At 40.9% G+C, this 19,317-nt stretch carries 19 protein-coding genes; 15 read left to right on the top strand and 4 right to left on the bottom strand.

Translation table 11 applies throughout. The annotated features are described in order from the left end of the window. Nucleotides 1–792 precede the first annotated feature (792 nt). From A4S05_RS33755 to A4S05_RS33705, 11 genes are all read left to right on the top strand, one after another. Entirely contained in the window at nt 793–1,410 is a 618-nt protein-coding gene (locus tag A4S05_RS33755) for a hypothetical protein (RefSeq protein ID WP_069074132.1), read from the top strand. 18 nt (nt 1,411–1,428) lie between these two features. Next, on the top strand, nt 1,429–1,800 hold the full coding sequence (locus A4S05_RS33750) for a hypothetical protein (RefSeq protein WP_069074131.1): 372 nt from the start codon (nt 1,429–1,431) through the stop codon (nt 1,798–1,800). After that, nucleotides 1,754–4,501: a hypothetical protein gene (locus A4S05_RS33745; protein ID WP_069074130.1), complete on the top strand. Its 2,748-nt coding sequence runs from the start codon at nt 1,754–1,756 to the stop codon at nt 4,499–4,501. The genes A4S05_RS33750 and A4S05_RS33745 overlap by 47 nt, the downstream gene beginning before the upstream one ends. Before the next feature lie 209 nt (nt 4,502–4,710). Further along, nucleotides 4,711–5,541 (top strand): hypothetical protein, encoded by an 831-nt coding sequence (locus A4S05_RS33740; RefSeq protein ID WP_069074129.1) that lies wholly within the window; start codon nt 4,711–4,713, stop codon nt 5,539–5,541. An 86-nt stretch (nt 5,542–5,627) separates the two neighbouring features. Then, the gene (locus tag A4S05_RS33735) at nt 5,628–6,677 is read left to right on the top strand and encodes a hypothetical protein (RefSeq protein ID WP_069074128.1); all 1,050 of its coding nucleotides are present in this window, start codon (nt 5,628–5,630) and stop codon (nt 6,675–6,677) included. A gap of 191 nt (nt 6,678–6,868) precedes the next feature. Continuing rightward, nucleotides 6,869–7,693 (top strand): hypothetical protein, encoded by an 825-nt coding sequence (locus A4S05_RS33730; RefSeq protein ID WP_069074127.1) that lies wholly within the window; start codon nt 6,869–6,871, stop codon nt 7,691–7,693. A 50-nt stretch (nt 7,694–7,743) separates the two neighbouring features. Beyond that, nucleotides 7,744–8,448, top strand: coding sequence for a hypothetical protein (locus tag A4S05_RS33725; protein ID WP_069074126.1), 705 nt, complete (start codon nt 7,744–7,746; stop codon nt 8,446–8,448). Next, nucleotides 8,445–10,052 (top strand): TrbI/VirB10 family protein, encoded by a 1,608-nt coding sequence (locus A4S05_RS33720; RefSeq protein ID WP_069074125.1) that lies wholly within the window; start codon nt 8,445–8,447, stop codon nt 10,050–10,052. Before A4S05_RS33725 ends, A4S05_RS33720 begins: the two co-directional genes overlap by 4 nt. Before the next feature lie 37 nt (nt 10,053–10,089). Next, complete coding sequence (locus A4S05_RS33715) at nt 10,090–10,665, top strand: hypothetical protein (protein ID WP_069074124.1); 576 nt, start codon at nt 10,090–10,092, stop codon at nt 10,663–10,665. Nucleotides 10,666–11,266: 601 nt separating this feature from the next. Then, on the top strand, nt 11,267–11,506 hold the full coding sequence (locus A4S05_RS33710) for a hypothetical protein (RefSeq protein WP_069074123.1): 240 nt from the start codon (nt 11,267–11,269) through the stop codon (nt 11,504–11,506). Nucleotides 11,507–11,569: 63 nt separating this feature from the next. Next, the gene (locus A4S05_RS33705) at nt 11,570–11,827 is read left to right on the top strand and encodes a hypothetical protein (protein WP_069074122.1); all 258 of its coding nucleotides are present in this window, start codon (nt 11,570–11,572) and stop codon (nt 11,825–11,827) included. Between the two features lie 57 nt (nt 11,828–11,884). On the opposite strand, the gene plsY is transcribed toward A4S05_RS33705, so the two are convergent. From plsY to A4S05_RS33685, 4 genes are all read right to left on the bottom strand, one after another. Then, nucleotides 11,885–12,565: a glycerol-3-phosphate 1-O-acyltransferase PlsY gene (gene plsY, locus A4S05_RS33700; protein ID WP_069074121.1), complete on the bottom strand. Its 681-nt coding sequence runs from the start codon at nt 12,563–12,565 to the stop codon at nt 11,885–11,887. A gap of 293 nt (nt 12,566–12,858) precedes the next feature. Next, nucleotides 12,859–14,130 carry a DUF3086 domain-containing protein gene (locus tag A4S05_RS33695; protein WP_069074120.1) on the bottom strand — a complete coding sequence of 424 codons (1,272 nt, stop codon included), beginning with the start codon at nt 14,128–14,130 and terminating at the stop codon, nt 12,859–12,861. 137 nt (nt 14,131–14,267) lie between these two features. Continuing rightward, the gene (locus A4S05_RS33690; RefSeq protein ID WP_069074119.1) at nt 14,268–14,654 is read right to left on the bottom strand and encodes a DUF3119 family protein; all 387 of its coding nucleotides are present in this window, start codon (nt 14,652–14,654) and stop codon (nt 14,268–14,270) included. Nucleotides 14,655–14,830: 176 nt separating this feature from the next. Beyond that, nucleotides 14,831–15,625 carry an MlaE family lipid ABC transporter permease subunit gene (locus A4S05_RS33685; RefSeq protein ID WP_069074118.1) on the bottom strand — a complete coding sequence of 265 codons (795 nt, stop codon included), beginning with the start codon at nt 15,623–15,625 and terminating at the stop codon, nt 14,831–14,833. Nucleotides 15,626–16,124: 499 nt separating this feature from the next. Here A4S05_RS33685 and A4S05_RS33680 point away from each other — a divergent pair, with 499 nt between their 5' ends. The 4 genes from A4S05_RS33680 to A4S05_RS33665 all read left to right on the top strand — a co-directional run bounded on the left by A4S05_RS33680 (nt 16,125) and on the right by A4S05_RS33665 (nt 18,957). After that, nucleotides 16,125–16,421 carry a hypothetical protein gene (locus tag A4S05_RS33680; protein ID WP_069074117.1) on the top strand — a complete coding sequence of 99 codons (297 nt, stop codon included), beginning with the start codon at nt 16,125–16,127 and terminating at the stop codon, nt 16,419–16,421. A 554-nt stretch (nt 16,422–16,975) separates the two neighbouring features. Beyond that, nucleotides 16,976–17,797, top strand: coding sequence for a signal peptide peptidase SppA (gene sppA / locus A4S05_RS33675; RefSeq protein WP_069074116.1), 822 nt, complete (start codon nt 16,976–16,978; stop codon nt 17,795–17,797). A gap of 102 nt (nt 17,798–17,899) precedes the next feature. Further along, nucleotides 17,900–18,313 carry a chorismate mutase gene (gene aroH / locus A4S05_RS33670; protein ID WP_069074115.1) on the top strand — a complete coding sequence of 138 codons (414 nt, stop codon included), beginning with the start codon at nt 17,900–17,902 and terminating at the stop codon, nt 18,311–18,313. Between the two features lie 98 nt (nt 18,314–18,411). After that, nucleotides 18,412–18,957 carry a DUF6756 family protein gene (locus tag A4S05_RS33665; protein WP_069074114.1) on the top strand — a complete coding sequence of 182 codons (546 nt, stop codon included), beginning with the start codon at nt 18,412–18,414 and terminating at the stop codon, nt 18,955–18,957. Nucleotides 18,958–19,317 lie beyond the last annotated feature (360 nt).

The following is a 19,317-nucleotide window of genomic DNA, read 5'->3' as shown; positions in this document are numbered from 1 at the left end:
TTTTATCCGACTACTTAAATCTCTTTTTTAACCTCTTATCACCGAAATTCTGAGGTCTACCGTGAACTCAACTCTGTGTTTTCTACATTTATGGGGTTACATAAACTACTTTTAAACCGCAGAGACACAGAGAACGCAGAGAGAAAAGAAGGGATTTTACGAGTTATCTTGAAAGGGCTAGTAGAAGCAATTTGTAAACATTTGGAATATTTAGGTAAAAGGATAAAGCGTGGTCTCTTTCGTGCTGTAAACGGTATACTGACTAATGCGTATATGAATGGTAGCCCTAAGATCATTTCCAGAAGTATTCCCAAAGACCTTTACAGATGGGACATTGTAGCCATCCGCATTGCGAATTTCCCCAAAAATGTAGCAACTGATGTAATATTTTGTAGTGCGCTAGGTAACGATAACACCTAACAAAACGGTTGCTTGGAGGAATAAAATATTTTCTATAGAACTTGTAACTATGCTCCCAAGCATTGTCTTACATTTCTAGTAATTTACCCAACCTCTAGTTGAGCAAAAGCGCTGAAATAGAAACAGTTTAGGAGGACTGAAGCAGTTCTGGTTTAAAGCTTGAAACCTAGTTTCTTAAACCAGGCACACTTATTTTTTAAATAAAAATTAATATATTATTAACTTAACTTAATAATTATGTGTATATAATATAGAACTTTACCGCGAACTTCATAATTTCATTAAAAATGAATGTTCAACCATGTTAGATTGTGATTAGCTGTAAAATTTTAGACACCTAACACTCATAGTACACCATAGGAAAATTAGCAAATGTCTAGACAAAGTTCTCATGAGAGAAACTTTTTCAAAGCTTTAACTGGTAATGCGGTCAAAGGATCTCATAAGTTAATACGGGGACTGGAATCCGGCCTGATTATTCTGGTTGAATCTGTACCTTTTTTGATTGCTTGTGCTGTACTTGTGAGCGTTATCAGCCTAAAAAGTCCTATCCTGCTCTTTTGTTTACTAGTTGGTAGTTTAATTGCAGTCATTACCCAGCAAATTGGGCAGCAGGTGAATTTATCAAGGCGATCGCTGATATCATTACAGATTTTAGCAGCAGCCATCATCTTGAGTTTGTTTTGGTTAGACTGTTTCGCAACCCCTGCACAAGCCCAGTTTTTTGGGGAAGCTGAAAAGTTTTTCAAAAGAAACTTAGGTGGTGCAGCAACAAATGGTGGTGGTAGCGAGACAGCAATCAGTTTGATATTTAATGTGTTGCGGGCGATTTACTTACTCTATATTGCAATTTCTCTGGTTGGTGTGATTAACGCAGTGCGTAAAGATGAAGATTGGCAAAGTATTGCCAGAACTCCACTATTAGTCGTTGTTGCTGTTACCATTGCTGATGTACTCACACGCTTTGTAATTGGCCCACAAGTGCAGTAAATAATTCAGATATTTCAAATGTCTCAAGAGCGGGAACAAGAATTTCGTCCAGTCAACCAGGTTCTAGGAAGCCAACCTTCATTAGGGCCAATTCCTGCCGATCAAATTCTTCCTTGGACGGTAATTGCCTTAGCCTCTTATTTTATGATCAATGGAATTTTTGGAGGACTTTTCCAAGAAGAATTTCAAAAATGGTTGTGGACAATACTAATGACTGGTTGGGGAATAGGAACTTGGTGGATTTTAACTGGTGGTAGGAGTTGGAGTTTTTTAAGTAAATTTATTGGTGTTCCCGCTTGGACAAGAGGCTTTGCTCGTTATCAGAGCTTACTGGAAGTTAACCATGAAGCAAAAAATCGGAAAACAAAGCGTCGGCGTCGCCGGAAGTGAAAGTAGATTAACACCATTTGAAGATGCCTTACACTTGGCGACAATGCTGCGTGTCGCAATGAATGGACGCGATATTGGCGCTTACCTTTTGACAAAAGGCACTCAAAAAGATCGGTTCTGCTTTGTTTTTGGTTTTGATTGTAAGGGAATTCATACCACCTTAAGACCTGAACAAATCGATACGCTTTTCAATAACATTGAAGCTGGCTTAAAAGACATCCCTACTGGTGAAAGGATGACCCTACACCTGGGTTCTTTTAGTTCAGACAAAGAGCGTCAAAAAGAATTAGCAACTCTAATCAGAAATTCGCCATCACGAGATATCAAATATTTGTTGATGGCAGAGAGAGCCAGAGTCAAAGAACTGACTACTTCTGGTATTCGTAAGCCCAAATTTTTACGAATTTATGTCACTTACACCATTGAATCCAACTCGCAACATGCAGACGATTGGATAGAAAAGCTGTTAGTCAAAGCTGAATCATGGTGGTTAAAATTCAAAGGTGATCTCTCAGAAGTAGAAAACCAACGCATTGAAACTCTGATCACAAATGCTTACAATCAGGGTTTTCTCCGCTGGGAACAAATCTTATCTAACAAAATGGGATTGGATGTCAAGCCTTTGACTGCCAATGAACTCTGGGGGGATATCTGGAAAAGGTTTAATGATACGCAGCCAATAGATATTCCCCAGTTAATGACTTTAGATGAACAAGGATTGCATGAGCAAGTTAATTCCGATTTAGCTAGTACTAAATTGCTTCTAGAAAATATTCACGGCACAACTTTGCTGATGGAATCTAGTGTACCTTGTGCCGATCGCCGCTGGGTTAATGTTAACAATCGCTATATTGGCGCACTGTCATTTCTAGAAAAACCCGGAGGTTGGCCGAATAAATCTGCCCAACTGCGCTATTTATGGGAACTGTTAGCTAGAGAAACAGTAGTAGATACCGAAATCTTTTGTGAGTTGACTGCCGCAAATCCCGCAGTGGTGAAAACTACCCTGCAACGAGTGCTGAAGCAGTCAAATATGACGACAATTTTGGCTCAAGAAAAAAGTAAAACTATTGATGTCAACGCTCAATTAAAGTTGAAGAAATCGGTAGCAGCGCAAGAACAGTTATATGAAGGTGCAGTCCCGATTTATACGAGTGTTGCCATTTTAGTACATCGTCCCACTGTAGAGAAATTAGATGAGGCGACAAGATATATTGAAAACTGTTTTCAGCGTCCAGCTAGGGTAATTAGAGAAACTGAATATGCTTGGAAAATCTGGCTGCAAACTCTACCCATAGTTTGGGAAGGTTTATTAGCAACCCCCTTTAACCGTCGCCAGCTATATTTAACCAGTGAAGTTCCCGGATTAATGCCTCTAGTTTTAACTAAACGGGGTGATAGACAAGGCTTTGAGTTGATTGCTGAAGAAGGCGGCACACCCGTACATTTAGATTTATTTAATCAACACAAAAATTTAGCTTTGTTTGCTACAACTCGTGCTGGTAAATCGGTGTTGGTATCCGGGATTTTAACTCAGGCTTTAGCGCATGGGATTCCGGTTGTGGCGTTAGATTTCCCTAAACCTGATGGGACATCTACATTCACTGACTATACAGAGTTTATGGAGGGGAATGGAGCCTATTTTGATATCTCCAAACAATCGAATAACTTATTTGAACAGCCAGATTTGCGATCGCTAGAACTAGAACAACAGCGCGATCGCTTCAACGATTATACCGCCTTCCTAGAATCAGCCTTAATGACAATGGTTTTAGGATCATCGACTGAAAGTCAAATTTTATCGCAAACCGTGCGATCGCTACTCAACCTCGCTTTAGAAGCCTTCTTTAGAGATGAGGGCATCAAAGAGCGATATCGACAGGCGATGGCGGCAGGATTTGGTACTCTTGCTTGGCAGAAAACCCCCACTTTAAAAGATTTTCTCTCTTTCTGCTCACCAGAACACTTACAACTAAGTTCTTTAACTGGCAGAGTAGAAGACGCCCTCAGTCAAATTCAGTTGCGCTTACGCTTTTGGCTTTCTAGCCGCGTAGGACAAGCTATTTCTGCACCATCCAGCTTTCCTACCGATGCCCAACTTTTAGTTTTTGCTCTCAGAAACCTATCAGATAGTGAAGATGCAGCCGTACTATCCTTAAGTGCCTATTCAGCCGCACTCCGACGCGCATTAGGTAGTCCAGCCTCCATATTCTTTATCGACGAAGCACCAATTTTGTTTGAATTCGAGCAAATTTCTGATTTAGTTGGCAGAATTTGTGCGAACGGTGCTAAAGCTGGGATCAGAGTGATCTTATCAGGACAAGACCCTGACACCATTGCTCGATCTAAAGCTGCATCTAAAATTTTGCAAAACCTGACAACACGATTGATTGGACGCATTCAACCAGTTGCAGTGGATAGTTTTGCAGACATCTTGAAATATCCCCGCCAAGTTATTTCTCGTAATGCTTCAGAAAGCTTTTTTCCCCGCAAAGAAGGGGTTTATAGCCAATGGCTACTAGATGATAACGGTAGTTATACATTCTGTCGTTACTATCCAGGTTATGAACAATTAGCAGCAGTTGCGAATAACCCCTATGAACAAACTGCACGTAGCCAAATGATGCAACTTCACAGTGATAAATATGAAGCAATTTCTGCGTTTGCACGTCAGTTAGTCGCAAATCTACGTAGTAGTTAATCTGGTTGTGTAAGTAGTTAACAGTGAGTCCAACAATTTTGGATTTTAAATTTTAGATTTTAGATTGACTGCAAGAAACAGGCTGAGGAATTTAGATTTTATAGGAGGCATAGCAGTCTTGCTTGGACTAAAGAAACAATCCAAAATCCAAAATCTAAAATTCTGTGACTCCCTACATCATGTCGTCTACCTTTTTCAGGCACAAATGTATGAAAAAAACTACCATTTTTACTTTCACCTTACTATCCCTGGCAATACTACCAGGAATGGCACAAATTCAGACGGGTGGATTAGGTCAGGTTTGGACTGATTTTCAATCATATTCCACAGATTTGCAAAACTATCTTCAATATAATCTGAGCGAAAATTTAAAGCCTGTAGAAGTCCAGAGTCAAAATGCTCTGAGTAATTCTAAAGGAGAATTGAACATACCCAACCCTGTCGCTGCGGGAAAAAATGTTCGTGATAATTTGATTCTATACTCTTCTAATTCAGACTCTAGATCAAACCGCTTTGAGAATAATGCAGCAGTGCGGGGAAATTTAGTTAGTAATGAACTAAATCGTGTCATTACCCGTGGAGTAGCGGTAGGTGTTCTCGGTGAAAATGGACAAATTCGGACAAAAACTAAGTTAGAAAATACAGAGAGAAGCCTGCAAGATATTGCTGGTTCAAATGATGTTGACAACCAGATTGATCGCTTTAAGAATCAACTGGAAAGTACTCAGATTGACAGAACAGTTAAACAAGTAATAAGTCTTGCTGACAACTTGTTAGGTCAGGGGGTATTAGCATTGCTAACCACTAACCAAGAAACCATTAAAATCCAACAAGAACAATCGAAAATTGTCGCTGAAACATTCGCTCAGTCATTACAAACTAATCAGTCTTTGCAATATTCTAATTTAAATTTAGCAAACATTTCTCAACAGACAGAAGAGGCAAATCGCGCCCGGAGAGTAGAAACATCTACAGAAGCCGCACGACTTTTACGAGCAACTTCTCAACTAGATTTGTTTGGCAGAAAAGTTAACAAGTAGAATTTGAGGATAAAAAACTCTCATTTTTCCATAGATTGCTTAAAATCCTTCAACAGGAAATCTAAAAAACAGCCCATTAACTCAAAATGCAACTTGCTATTCAACTAATTTTTGCCCAAGTAGGCATTGACCAGATTCTCGATAATGGTACTGCAACTTCCCAAAGTGTTGCCGAAGGTTGGGATAAACAATGGCTGGATTTATTACAAAATAACACCAGTAATAATTTGTATGGAGCGCTGACAAATCTGGGTATTTTTTTCGCAGTAGGAACCCTGTTATTTTTTATGATACAATTCCTCAGAGACTTAATATCCTACGAATATAGTCGTCCCATATCAGCTTTAATTTGGCCTTTTATTGTGGTGGTACTCTTAAGTAATTCAGGCAATGGAAGTATACTTTCTAATCTGACGCTGGGAGTGCGGAATTTTTTAAACACTGTAAATCAGCAAGTATTGGTAACAGCAGATGCAGAGCAAATGTACCAGCAAGCACTGAATATGAGTATTGCTGAAGAAGTAGCTGGTTCTTTGCTTCGTCCTTGTCAATCACTAACTGGCGAACAACAAAGTCAATGCTTTGTCAAGGCTGCCGAAAAAGTCAACATTCTCTGGCAGAAATATAGAGATACTTATGGAAATAAAAACTGGATAGTTAGACTCCAAACTAAGGTAGATAACATCAGATATGGCACTGGAATTGTATCAGAAACCTCATTTAACTCTTTGTTAGGTTCTACAGTCCAAACGAGCATCAAAAACTTTTTAGTTTCCTTACAATATGCCTTTCAGAATTTGATAGAAGCTACTATGTTGCTGATAGCAGCATTAGGCCCACTGGCCGTAGGTGGTTCTTTGCTCCCTGTCGCTGGTAAACCAATTTTTGCATGGCTGACTGGATTTTTATCTATTGGAATCGCCAAGATTTCATTCAATATTATTGCTGTGCTGACTGCCGCAGTTATTGTCAATGGGCCAGGTCAAAATGCTAATGTTGATCCAGATTTGATGTGGTTCATTATTTTTCTGGGAATTTTAGCACCAATTTTATCTTTAATTGTGGCTGCTGCTGGCGGTTTTGCTGTCTTCAGTGCTATCAGCAACACGGCTTCTTTAGTAAAGGAGAGAATATAAGTAGCTAGGTATAATTTTTGTAGTGAGTTATTCATCGCTCAAAAAAAGGATTATAGCGTCTTGATTCTGACTCCGGAATTCTGACTTCTGAATTCTAAATTCTTCTTCAATTTGGCTCGTTTCCTGACTGCTGACTATATGGAAATCATCATATATAATAGCTGAAGTTTTTCGCAGGAGGAGATGATGAAATGGTGCGTTTACTAGAAAAAAGACAAAAAACGGGAAGTGTTTTGACAATTTTTGCGATCGCAACCTTTAGTTTACATATATTAGTTTTATTTTTATTTATATTACAAGGGCTAAATATTCGCCAACTCAGTTTAAGAAAACCTCCCAACTTTGTACAATTAATCGACGGTCAACCAGTAGCTAATATTGATGATTTAGCAAGAGAACCAGAAACAATTCGCCGATTCATCAGCAAAACGATGATATCAATGTTTAGCTGGTCTGGAACCTTACCACCACAAACTATTGAAGAAGTCGCAAACCCCAAATCAGATTTAGGAATTCTGATTAGTACACCTCAAGGTGGTAGTCAAAAGATTAGTACTAGCAGTTGGGTAGCTAGTTTTGCCTTCTCAGAAGATTTTCGCAAAAGTTTCTTAAGCACAGTTGCAGAAATGACACCACCAGAAGTTTTCTCTGAAAATCCCAGCCAAGCAATGACATCACAATTAGTAATTAAGAGACTTTATCCACCAAAAGAAATCGCACCAGGTAAATGGCGAGTAGGTATGGTAGCCGACTTAATTCAAAGAAACCGAGTTGGTGGTGAAAAACTCATAACTCCTTTTAACAAAGATTTACTTGTACGTGCAGCAGATTATTTTGGTAATCCCCAAGCCAACAATGGTACAGACTTGCAAAAAGCAATATATAGTGTACGTGCTGATAAATTAGAAATTTATGAAATTCGTAACTTATGTTTGCTAGACGACTACAACAACCTCAACGAAGATAAATCCAAACAATGCGGAACTGGGCAAACATCTGGTAGTTTTATCAGATAATCGATTTCTACTTAATTTGAAGATAGTTCAATTTATATAATCAAGTATTAATGCAATTACTTAAACCAGAGAATAAGAAAAATAGTCCCTTACCACTGTTGGCAGTAGTAACACTTGGTTTACATCTATTCACCTTGGTGTTACTAATATTTCACTGGTCTATGTTACAACAGTTAAGTCAGCAACTCACACCTCGAAGTTTAGTGCAACTTGTTGATGGTCGCACTATAACCGTAGACCCCCAACCAAATTTAGAACGACAACCAGAGGCTATTCGCCGTTTTGTGGGTGAAACTATGAGCTTAATGCTCACCTGGTCACAGCAACAGCCGCCAACTCAAGTCTGGGAAATTACTTCCCAACTTGTAGCTGATGATTTTAAACAAAAACTTAAATCAGAACTTACTAATTTAAATCCAGATAGCCAATTTGAAAATATTAACAGAGGAGCAGAGAATGTATTAGTAATCCAAAAAATTTCCCAACCAACAAAAATAGGTGATGGGACATGGAAAGTGGAGATGCTTGCCAATCAATTAACTTTTAGCAGTTATGATAAGTTGGGAAAATCAGTTTCCTTTAATAAACAAATTTTAGTTAGAGCCATAGATGAACCAGCAACTTCACTACCAAATGCAGCCCTACCGTCGTACTTCGCAGCTTATCGCCTTGGTGAAGCCAGACTAGAAATTTATAATGTCTGTGAAATCCAAGATAAAAATTGTTCTGGAAATCCCAACCAAGCTCTACCATGACTCGATACTCAATTCCTGCCGAAACGCCTCCCCAAAATGGATTTACTCTCACCACCGACGATCGCCAACCAGAAGTAGAATCTTTAGATTGGGAATCACGGATGTCAAGGTTGGTCGGCTTTGAAGAAGAATCTTCTTCTACCGATACCCAAGGTTCAGAAGACTCTGCAACGCCGCCAGAGTCGCTATCTCTTCCACAAGAAGTTCTAACTAAGCAAGCACTCTCATCTAATCCCTTTGCAAAGTTAGGCTTGGTAGGGGCTGCTACCTTAGCGATCGTTTTGGTGGGTGGTGTGTTTTTATCCCAACTGATGGGTAGCAGTAGTCAAAAGCCAAAAAATATTGTTTCTCCACCAGTGCGTGAGCAGCCCACTGATGAATCTATATCTCAGCAGCTAGCAGCTGAAGTAGATACTCTCAAAACGAAATTAGCCCTGACTGAACAAGCACAGATGGTAAAAGCTGCTCAACAACAGCTGAGAATTGCCAAAACTACACCTAAAGTAGCCTTACAAGAACCGTCAGTTTCTTCCAGAGGTAGACAGACAGTGATTCCAACACCCCCACCAACAGCTTACGTGCCTCAGCCAGCACCAGTTGAACGCATCGTTAGAGTACCTGCTTATCAACCTTCGCGATCAGCCCAACTACCAGTTGTGAGGCCAACCACTCAACCGGTAGTCAATATAACTCCACCACCTCCACCAAGCCCACTTGAAGAGTGGACAAGACTAGCAAAGTTAGGTAGCTACGGTCAAGTAAATGCCACCGATCAACCCAGTAATATAGCAGCGGCTCCTGAACCTGTAAACAATACGCAGCCCCAGGAACAGACAGAACAGACACCAAACCCCAATCCTGAGCAAACCCCACAACCAGAAACTCCTGTAGTCAGTCAAGCGCAACCGCAGGGACAGAAGTCTGTACCAATCGGGAGTAGTGCCAAAGGTGTGTTGGCGACAGCAATATTTGGGGAAACTACTAGATCAGGCGGTGGTGGTGAGGGAGGTGAAGATAAAAATGTCTTTGTGATCCGATTGAAAGAACCATTAAAATCTACAGATGGTGCGATCGCTCTACCTGCAAACACCGAATTACTCGCTGAAATTCGTTCCCTCTCCGAACAAGGTCTTTTGCAGATGAACGTAGTCAAAGTTATCTCGCAAAATGATGGCAACGTTACAGAACGAAGCTTACCCAACAATACAATTATTCTTCGCGGTTCCCAAGGTAAACCTTTAATTGCAAATAAATTTCCTGGTCAAAGTTCGTCTATAGCCTCAATGGATATAGGGTTATTCGTGTTGGGAGGTATTGGCAAAGCCGCAGAGTTAATAAATCGTAGTGATACTGAACTCCAACCACTTACTTCACAAACTACCGTTGACGGCAACACCAGTAGTAGCACAACTCTTACTACTGTCACTAAGAACAGACGCGACCTTCCAGCCGGGATTGTGGAAGGTGGTTTGAACTCTGTAGTACCCCAAATTGCCCAACGTAATCAACAAGCGATCGCCCAAATGTCACAACAAACTAATATTTGGTTTTTACCCGCTGGCACAAATGTTGAAATATACGTTAATCAACCAACTCAGTTTTAGCAGGTAGAATTGATACCAATTTTGGATATTTGCAACCATGAAAAAGAATACTAAATTGTCAGGAAATACCCCAGAACGTTCTTCTTATTTCCTACCGATAGCTTCCTTCACTTTCTCGGTTGCTATGTTCTTAGTGGTAGGTCGCGCTGTGGCTAATAACGCCGTTCTGCGTTCCATATTTTCCTGCCAAGCACAAGGCTTAGGGGGAGTAATACCGACGATTGATGTTTCGTATCAGCAAGGAACAAACTTGAGCTTTATTACAGCTGGAGAAGTGATTAAAAAAGTTTGGTTAAACGATCCATCACAGGTAACTATGGATTTTGATGGGCCGGTATGTATGCAATTTGGCCCAAAACCTAATACTAGTGCTGGAGATTGTAAAAACTCCGCAGCGAATGTAATTCAACTCAGACGAATTAAGAAACTCAACATTCCAGGACTTCCAAATACTAGCAATACACTTTTAACAGTTATTACCGAAGGGCAAGGTAAAAACAAGTTGTATACTTTTCGAGTGATATATGGAACAGATAGCCCTGGGTATCATACTTTAGCAGTTTTTCCTGATTCTTCTGGTCAAGAAACTTCTTGTATAAGAGGTTCACAATAAAACAGGAGTCAGAATACAGAATACAGAATACTCTACCCATAAAGAGATAGAGTTTTAAGGCGAGAATATTTTAATTTTTTCGCCCACTATTCGACTCGCTTTTAACCAATATTCGTCACCCACTCGTACAGAATTCATACCTGTTTTCTGACCGGAGCTAACGGAAACGTCTCCGGCTCCGCTCCTGAGTTCTGAATTCTTCTTATAAACTTCTGGCAAAATTACTCAATGCAGCCACTAAAGTTTCCCCTCTACAAAAAGCGCTAATGCCTAACTATGTCTGCATTAGGGCTTCTTCCAGGAAGTAGTGATTGTTGTATTTCAACAGGTCATGCTCAGAATTCTCCGACTTGCAGCGCCGAAGTCTTGCGCTCCGGGATTGGGGAAGAAATTATTTTAAAGCGTCTCGTAGAGAAGTATTAAGATTTGGTTGGGATCTGAATCCCCATTCAAATCTTCCCAATCCCTAATCCCCAGTGCCTAGTTCAATCAATTAAAAAACGCCATTCCAGCTTCTATCTTTATAAATCTTCAGATAAAAACTAACCACAAATCTCAAACTTGTGTAAATATAAAGAAAAGCTTAAGAGGTTACAGACTCATGGTAACTGCAAAAATGATGCAACAGCTTTGGGCTGTAATAGAGTCTACCCAGGTTAGCACTCTGCTCCAATTTGACGATGCTGCTTTAGTACAATTGCTCCTCCATCAGTTAAAAGCTAAACAAGTGCTTGATGCTCAAGCAGATAGCACCCTCAATACTTATATAAAATCTAAACTGCCCCTAATTCGCGATACGGCTGAAGGTCGATTATCTTTAGGGCAAGGCGGCAATCATTAGTACGAGAAACCAAGTGATTGCTCACTGCCAAGCATACGCTCAAAGTTCAAACAGTGGAATATTATGAATCACTGGCTAGTAATTGCCCTAGTAGCTTATCTCATTGGAGCAGCGATTGAAGGGGTGAGTACAGCCAGTCAGCTATCTCATTCAATGCCAGAACTAGCTAAAAGCACACAAGCTCATCCTTCAGAGTCTAACACTGGGTCTAGTTCGAGTTGGCGAGTTCTGGCCGCCATCGCCTCAGTAAGTATTTGTGGAGCTTTTTTGTGGCCTTGCCGCCTTTTCCACCGTTTAATTAAAGGCAAAGTTAATTCGTGAACTAAACCCCTGGACAAAGCACAGGGGTAAAAAACATATCTATTTGCGGTTGGACAATCATACAGTTTGTTCTGGTTCTGTCGTTGCATTTTGCCCAATTTTCGGCTCAGTACCAGCAAGCAGCCGTTCAATATTAGTGCGATGGCGCAAAATCACATATAGTCCGCCGGCAATTCCAAACAGAATATAGGGTAAGGGTTGATGCAAAAGTGCCATGAAAATGGAAACTGCGATCGCACCTGCAATTGAACTCAAAGAGACAATCCGCGATATTGCTACAACGACGGCAAACACACCCGCTGTTGCTAGACCTACCTGCCAACTCATTGCTAATAAAATCCCTAAGCTAATAGCAACAGATTTACCACCAGTAAAGCCCAAAAAAATTGATTTACTATGCCCCAGGATGGCAGCTAACCCAACTAGAGTTACTATCCACGGTTGCCACAGATTTACATCTACCGTTGGGGGGATATAATTTTGACTAGAGGCAAAATTGAACAACCAGTAAACTAGAGCGATCGCTAATACTCCCTTCAAAGAATCAAGTACTAAAACGAATGCTCCTGGCCCTTTTCCCAAGGTTCTTAGTACATTAGTTGCGCCAGTGGAACCTGAACCAAATTCCCGAATATCAATACCTTTTAACTGCTTCACAGCAATGTAGCCAGTGGGAAAAGAACCCAGCAGGTAAGCTATGACTACAATTGCCCCGCATAGAGTTAACCAAATAGCCATAATAAAATTCAAAATTCAAAATTCAAAATTTAAGAAAGTCAAGAGTAATACCTCTTGACCAATGATTCTTAGGAGTGCAGAGTGCTGAGTCTAATACCAATTCAATTAATGATTGCAATATATCCTTGGGTCAAGACGCGATGAATCGCGTCTCTACAAATGGTGTATTTGCCGCATTCTTTTTTTAAATTGGTATAACTTTTTACTCAAAATTAGGAACTAGCTCAACACTCCGCTACCACTAACGGAAAACTGTTTTGCCTAATGACAAATGACCAATGATAAATGACAAATTAAAAGTCATCATCATAGTTTCTCACTGTTTTGGGGTCAGGAGCAAAGGCTAACCACAAAGGAAATTGCAGCAGAGACAAACTGATTTGCTCCTCTGAATCATCAATGATAATTAAGGGTAGTTGATTGGCTTTCGTCAATCGGTCTGCTTTCTGAGCCAGAGCATCAGATGCCTCGAATAATACCACACCCCGGTCTGGGCCGAAATCAGGGCGACCGATTCCCAGACAGTCTTGTAAGCCGCGCCGCCATTCACCTAATCGCTCTGGTGTATTAGCTAAGACTAAAGTACGGACGCGATCGCCATACAGCTTGTGTAATATCGAAATCGCAGATGAAGCAATTAGGATATTCTGCAAACGGCTACCCATTGTCCGTAAACCACCCCGTCCCCCTTGGGTAAAAAACCAGTTAGAAACTCGTTCAGCGTGGATTGGTTCAAAGGTACGGCGTAGTTGCCACGGTGGGCCGTAATAATCCGGTTTATTGCGATATTGGTCAATTAAGCGGCGAATTTGCTTTGTAGTATCTTGAAACTGCTGTTGGGCAAATTGGGGTATTCCAGGTTGAGATTCAACTGGTTTAGCCTCTTTTACAGGTGGTTTTTCTCGTTCTACCACACTTGGCGTCAGTTGCAACTGCTCGGCAGCAGAGGCCAAATCCTGTAAGCTACCCGTGAGATAGTCTTTAAAACCCTGCACCCGAATTGCCAAGTCTTGGGATGTACCAGCAAAAGTGGTTCGCATCTCGTTGCGGATACGTTCTTGACGGCGTTCTAGTTGTTCTACAGAAATTTGCAGGGTTTGTTTGCGTTGTTCTAACTGCAACAGCGACTCTTGTACAAGTCGTCCCAGTGAGGTTTGAGTTTCACTCACCTGTGCCTTTAGGCTTTCGTAAGAAGCTTGCAGCTTGGCTATTTCTTCCTTGAGAGCAACTTCAGCGTTCTGCAACTCTGCCACTCGCTGCTCTGCTTCGGCATATAATGATTGATTTCCTGATCCTATTTCAGACCCCAGTGCGACATTTTCCGCTTCTAACTGCGCTACAAACTCGCCATTTGAATTTTCTGTCAGCTCTGTAGAATTTACCACTTCTGCATTGGAAATGAGTGGCTCAGAAGTTGTGTAGTCCTCTGATGAGCTACTGGCTGCTATTTCTACCACTGACTCAACAGATGGATTTTCTGGATTTTCAACTGCGTTGTTCTCTTCTTGTTTTTCTGCCAACCGCTCATCAATTGGTTCTGGGGTTTGAGATGCCTCTGGGTTCATAAACAATAGTGTAATTCCTATGACGCGAATAAATAGCTTTCAGAAATATTACAATTGACCTGCCATAAAAGTCCTGAGTTATGAGTGCTGAGTTATGAGTTTAGATCAAAACGACTCAGCACAGATGGTACTCAGCACTAAATACGCGGACAACGTTGTTCTAAGCAACTTTTCAGGGTGTTGGGATCAAATAAAATCGGCAAAAAGTGAATACTTTTAATTTCTTTAAAGTAAAACAGAATGGGGACTCCATTCCAGAAGATCCGCCAGTTTTGCCATTCTTGGTAGGGAAAGCGCCGAATTAATTTTTCGCCTCTATAAATATCTAAGTCGGTGGCGGTAAATTGCAACCGCAGCGTTAACGCCTGAAACATGAGAAACAAACCAAACAGTGTGAAAACTAAGCCTACCAACGGTTGTACCAACAGTAGTGGAATAGCGGCAATCACCAAGACTATCGGTATATTGTAACTAGGCTTGAGTTGCACGGTTGATGTGGAGCTAGGAGCAAATGAACTGGTCACAGTCTTAAATCCTGCTTTATTTAGTAGGAGGCATCTATCCTATTTTAGGAGGCAGGAGGCAGGAGTTAGCCCGGATTTCTCACTCATAGTGTGGGAGGTGTGGGAGGTGTGGGAAGTGTGGGGAGTGAGGAGTTTTAACTAATAACTCCTAACTCCTAACTCCTAACTGATTAGTTTTATAAGCCTAAGAATGCACTGCCAGTCCCCTGAAACATTAACCAAGAAAGAAAAAAGTTGCTAACAAATATAATTAGTAAGGCAGTTACAACAGCGGTTGTAGTTGACTGTCCTACACCTTTGGCTCCTCCTGTTGTCGTCAATCCCCAGCTGCAACCAATTACGGCGATTAAAATACCAAAGCAACACGCCTTAATCATGGCGCTAAAAATATCCCAGATTCCAAGAAAGCTACGGGCTGAGTCTAAAAATACCGTATCAGACAGGTTGTAGATATTTGTCGCAATTATTAATCCTCCGAACATCCCTGTTACCAAAGACAGGAGGGTTAAAATTGGTAGCATTAAACAGCAAGCAAGAACGCGGGGGATAACCAGGTAATCGATTGGATCTGTTTTTAACATCAACATGGCATCGATTTGTTCTGAGACTCGCATAGTACCAATTTCTGCTGCAAAGGCAGAACCGACTCGTCCCGCCAAAACCACTGCTGTCAACACAGGAGCGAGTTCTCGTGTCAACGCTATAGAAAGCACTCCGCCGATAATGTTTCCGGCACCAAAGTTGATAAATTCCCGTGCCACCTGAATGGTAAACACCGCGCCAACGAAAATAGCCGTCAACAGGGCAATAAATAGGGAATCTGGCCCAACTGCTGCCATTTGTTCTAAGGTGTTGCGCCGATGGATTTTGCCCTTCAATAGGTGAACTAGTACTTGCCCACCCAGAAAAATCGCCGCCAGCAGCCGCTGACTCCATTCCCCTAAACTGGATTTGGATGTAGTCTGGTTCAATGTTCTGTAGCTAACTCGGTAACTGCCTTAAGAATAGCGGAAGTCATGGGGAATGGGGAATGGGGAATTGGGAATGGGGAATGGGGAATGGGGAATGGGGCATTGGGCATTGAAAAGAGGCAGAGGGGCAGGGTGCTGCTCTTGCTGAGGAGAAAACTCTTTTCCCTTGCTCCCTGCTCCCCTGCTTCTTCACCACTCTCCGGATCAGGCTAAACATTAACTTAAATTAAAGATGTTCTCAGAAAATAAAGCTGTTACTAAACGTGCTACAAAGGAATAAATAGGTGCTAACCTTGGCTAAAATCTTGGTTTTGCAAGGTTTTTTCAGATTTCAGTCATTTTTTATATCCCCAGCATGTGCTGTAACTGGTAGCCGCTTCTTTTAATGAAAACTTAAGATTCTTGACAGATTGTCTGCTTAGGAGCGATCGCACGTATTGTAGAAATTGACAAACCGCTATCTAGCTCTTGTCATCTCTACTCACGGAGTTTGTCTTAAATGACTATTTTCACTAACTTTCTCCGCTCTCTACTACTGACGATCATTTTTAGTTTTGTCGCTCCCATGTTCCTCGTTGGCGGTGGGTTGCTCTTTCTATTCCTCATGGGTCACTTCCCTGGCTTACAAGAGTTAACTGAGGCGATCGCTACTGAGATTATCCATTTTCTCGCCACCTTTGGCAGTGGAACTCCCCTCCGCGGATTAGTTGTAATTAGTTTGACCTGTGCTTTCGTCGGAGCACTGTTTGATATGTACGTTTGTTATCGGTATCAAATACTACGAATAGATTCATAAATAGTGAAAATAGCTTTGTAAAGCGCTCATGGGCTGTAGAAGATAAGAAAAAGTGATATTCCCGACAGTGAAAGTACTACTGGTCTTAACCTAAATAGAGATTAGTGTTGCTGAGTAAAACTTTATGAATTAAATTGAGTACCAAATTTATTGATGAAATATTTATTAATCATTAGTTATTAGTTATTAATTACTAACAACTAGTATGGGTGTTTGACTGTAGTAAAATAATATTCAAAAATATTCAAAAAGTTAAAAAGTTATAATCCGAAGGGGTTTGAAATTTTGAATTCCGTAAAAAAGCTAAAATAGTCTGTACTAATTCATCACGTTGGACGCTAAACTAGAGTTTAGTATTTTGTGTTAGCTACAATCTTTAAGGACTTGATTAGCATTCATCGAGAATATCAAAATAAAACTCACTGAAAAATATAAAAATTTCCTTAAAATTATGATGAACACAATCCCGGCTCATGTTTCTTAACAGAGAAAAACAGGGCGTCTGACCGTTGGGCATCTTATATTGAATTTATTACGAGGTATGTTGACAGCTCATGATTTGGCCGTTTAAGCCCAAGTTTAGAAAACAAATTGCGCGGATTGAAATTACTGGTGCGATCGCCGGTGCTACTCGCAAACGCGTCCTAGAAGCCCTGAAAACTGTAGAAGAAAAAAAGTTTCCGGCATTATTGCTCCGGATCGATAGTCCTGGCGGTACAGTCGGAGATTCCCAAGAAATCTACAGCGCCCTGAAGCGTTTGCGCGAAAAAATCAAAATCGTCGCTAGCTTTGGCAATATTTCGGCATCTGGAGGAGTCTACATCGGCGTGGGAGCCGAATACATCGTCGCCAACCCAGGTACGATTACGGGTAGTATTGGCGTGATTCTGCGTGGGAATAACTTGGAACGCTTGTTAGAAAAAATTGGTGTTTCCTTCAAGGTAATTAAGTCTGGCCCTTACAAAGACATATTGTCTTTTGACCGGGAATTGACTCAACCAGAAGAAAATATCCTGCAAGAGTTGATTGACACAAGTTATCAGCAGTTTGTCCAAACGGTAGCAGATGGCCGTTCTTTAACAGTAGAAGCTGTGAAAAGTTTCGCCGATGGCCGGATTTTTACTGGACAGCAAGCCCTAGAGTTGGGTGTTGTAGACCGCCTGGGCACAGAAGAAGATGCCCGCCGCTGGACAGCAGAACTAGTCGGACTTGATCCGGAAAAAACTCTCTGCTATACCCTAGAAGAACGTAAACCCTTATTGAGTCGTCTTCTACCAGGGAGTCGTCAGTTTTCATCAGGAATTGGGGCTGGTATTGATTGGCTCGAATTTGAAATGTCTACTAGTGGTTTACCGTTGTGGTTATATCGACCCTAATATGAGTTAGGAGTTATGAGTGAGAAGTTGAGAGTTTTAACTCCTAACTCCTAACTCCTAACTCCTAACTCCTAACTTTTATGTTTTCAGGAGGATTTTGGCGTGGACTGGCAAATGCGGGCTATTCGCGGAGCAACAACCGCTTCAGAAAATACTGTTGAGGTAATTCAAGAGGTAGTTACAGAACTACTAGATGAACTAGAAAACCGGAATCAATTCCAGCCCAGGGATATTATTAGTGTTACTTTCTCAGTGACACGCGACTTGGATGCTATTTTCCCAGCTGCGATCGCCAGAGCGCGTCCTGGTTGGGATAATGTGGCCATGTTGGATGTGCAGCAAATGCATGTCGAAGGCAGCTTACAGCGCTGCATTCGGTTCTTAATCCACGCCTATCTGCCAGCCTCCGCCTCAATTCATCATATTTATTTACGCAACGCCGCCAGCTTGCGCCCCGACTGGAGTTTGCCTCAGTCTTTACAAACATCACAGCCAGCAGTTAAGTCAAAGGTGTAAAATACCGAGATTAATAAATAAAAGCGAGTCGCTAAGAACGCCAAGGGAAATAATCGTCATCATTTGTAGAGAATTGGTATTAGAGCGATGTAAATTTTATGGCTCAACGCTTAGATTTCAGAGTAGATATTGAAGAAGCCATAAAAACGCTAAACCTTTCTTCCGATGATTTCAGGTTAGTTAGCCTTCATGAATACGAAGAGATATTGGTGTCAACTCTTGAGCGATTCACAACCTTGGGTAAAAAAGGACTAAATTATTCCTACTGGTGGAGTTCATTCAAAGAACCGTCTTGCTCAATTCATCTCGAATATGCACCTGACATTTTGAAAGAACTTGTACCTTTAGAAGAAACAGTGTGGTTTGTGGCTGAAGACTGGAAAAGAACTAAACAGCATGGTAATTTTTGGCTCTATGAGGGTGAGATCGCGGTAATTGCCGACCTAATAGGAGAAATGTACCGGTTTGAATATTACATAGTCTCGAAGAAGTTTGAGTGGCTACTGGGTGAAGATCGTCACGGGATATTGATTGGTGTTGGGCAGTCTATGACTGAAAAGATAGAATACTTAAAATCAAATCGTGAAAATATCAAATCGGTTCATCTTGATAGGTTTCAAACAACTTCTAAAATCATTGGTTAGGCGATCGCATTTATCATAAAGTACTATTCAGCTATATGTTAAAAACAATTCAAGGAATTTATAAAAACGGCAAAATTGAATTAGCTGAAACACCAGAAGGTATCACTGAAAGTTTAGTGTTTGTCACCTTCCTAGGAACTAACCCCAGCCAATAGCCAGAAATAATCATGCAATATTCAGGTATAAAAGAAAGTATTATAGCATTTCTCAGTCTGGTGAAGTACAGTAACAAGAATGGGTAAACCAATTATAAATATCAGTTAACGAGACTTGAGTAAAAGCAGTTTCAATTGCTTTTGCTAAGTCTGGATAACTTCTAGCTCCAATAGAACGTAGTGAAGTTTTAATTTTTGACCAACA

Source organism: Nostoc sp. KVJ20, assembly GCF_001712795.1.
GTDB lineage: Bacteria > Cyanobacteriota > Cyanobacteriia > Cyanobacteriales > Nostocaceae > Nostoc.
Note: the sequence above shows the minus strand (reverse complement) of the source record. Positions and strands in the feature narration are given on the sequence as shown.